Annotated in this window: 1 protein-coding gene; it reads right to left on the bottom strand. The window is 73.7% G+C overall.

Going from position 1 to position 1,682, the window contains the following annotated elements; all coding sequences use genetic code 11:
* Positions 1 to 97 precede the first annotated feature (97 nt).
* Complete coding sequence (locus ACWGL3_RS32175) at positions 98 to 1,327, bottom strand: hypothetical protein (protein ID WP_452462161.1); 1,230 nt, start codon at positions 1,325 to 1,327, stop codon at positions 98 to 100.
* Between the last annotated feature and the right edge of the window lie 355 nt (positions 1,328 to 1,682).

Here is a 1,682-nt window from a genome sequence, read left to right as displayed (position 1 = left end):
CTCCCAGCCGGTGCGCGCGACGCTCGCGACGGCGTCGTCGTAGCGGGCGAGGAACTCGGCGCCGTCGGGGAGCGGGGCCGGACGCGGACGGCGGCGGTCAGTCCCCGATCCGGTCGTCCATGGCGGTCGTGCGCTTGCGTGCGAGGAAGGTCGCGGCGGCGCCGCCGCCCACCGCCACCACGGCGGCCGTGATCAGCCCGGCCAGGGACCCGCCCGTGGTCGCCAGGCGGTTGTCCGGCCTCGCGGCCTCCTCCTCGGCGGCCTCGCCCTTGTCCCCGGGCACGGGCGGTGCGCTCGCGGCGTAGGTGGAGCCGAGCGCCCACGAGTCCGCGAAGTCCACGGCGAACTCCTTCTCCTCCTCGGGGTCCCCCACCTGGACCCACACGGTCATCCAGCTGCGGATGCCCTTGCCGTCCCACTCGGCGTCCTCGTCCTCGAAGGTCGCCTCGTTGACCACGAAGCGCACGCTGACGGGGATCTCCAGGGCCACGTCGCCGCTCTCGTCGAAGAGTTCGACGACGTCCTCCACGACGACCCCGTCCGCGCCCACGGGGCCCACCGGGACGCCGAACGCGGTCAGGCGACCGTGCTCGAAGGTCGCCTCGGTCACTCCCCCGTATCCGGCGCTCGCCGAGCTGGCCGCGTCGGCGAGGGTGAACTCCACGGCGTTGCCGTCGGCGGCGACGGTGCCGGAGTTGGTCTCGTCCAGGACGAGCAGCTCGTCCTCCTCGCTCGGGGACTGCTCCGGTGTCTCCCTGTGCCCCTCACCGGGCGTCTGCGGGCTCTTCTCGGGCTCCGGGAGCCGTCCGCCCTCCTCCTCGGCCGCACCCGGCTCCCCCTCCCCGCCCGTGGCCCCGGGGCTGGGCTCGTCCTGGAAGGGCGTGCCCTCCCCCGTCGGCTCCTCCTGCGGCTCGCCGGAGGGCTCGGACAGCTCCACGTCCGGCGGCACGTCGACCATCCCGTGGGCGGCGAGGTCGGCGACGTCCATCCGGAAGGTGGCGGTGTCGACGGTGGCCGCGGCGAGGGCGCCCTCGCCGTCGACGAGCGTGTGGCTCTCCCCGTCGATCTCCACGTAGTCCGCCATCGGGCCGAAGAGGTCGTCGGTGTCGGCGCTGGCCTCGGTCTCGCCGCCGAAGCTGACGGCGGTCGAGTACCCGGTGACGACGTCGCCGTCGGCGACCCACGCCTGGGCGTTGCCCCAGACCATGGGGGTCGTCGAGGCGGAGGCGGTCGAGGTGAGGACGGAGGCGGGGCCGATGGCGCCGAGCGCGGCGAACAGGACGCCTGCGCCGACGAGTCGGCGTGCGATCGGCTTGGCGGGAGTCACCACAACACTCCTGTTGTATCTGGGGGATGTCCGGCCGCGCGGGCCGGCCTGCGCCGGGAGCGGTCCTCAGGATCGCCGGGGCGGTCAGGGCCGGTCCGGCCTCGGTGCGGGGCGGCGATAGGGGGGCCTTCCCACCCCGGGAAGGAACTCCGACGCGCGGCGCGCCCGTAGGGCGAGCCTAACCGCTGGATCACAAAACGGAAACCGTCCTACGTTCGACTATCAGCCGACAAATATTTATTAACCCTCAGATAACGGAACAGATGTCGGGGAAGTTCCGGGGCGGTGGTCCCCGGACCGCAGCCCTTCCGGGCGCCGGGCGCAAGCGGGCCGGGCACACGGAAGGGCCCCGGGG

Source organism: Nocardiopsis sp. NPDC055824 (genome assembly GCF_053616335.1).
Note: the sequence above shows the minus strand (reverse complement) of the source record. Positions and strands in the feature narration are given on the sequence as shown.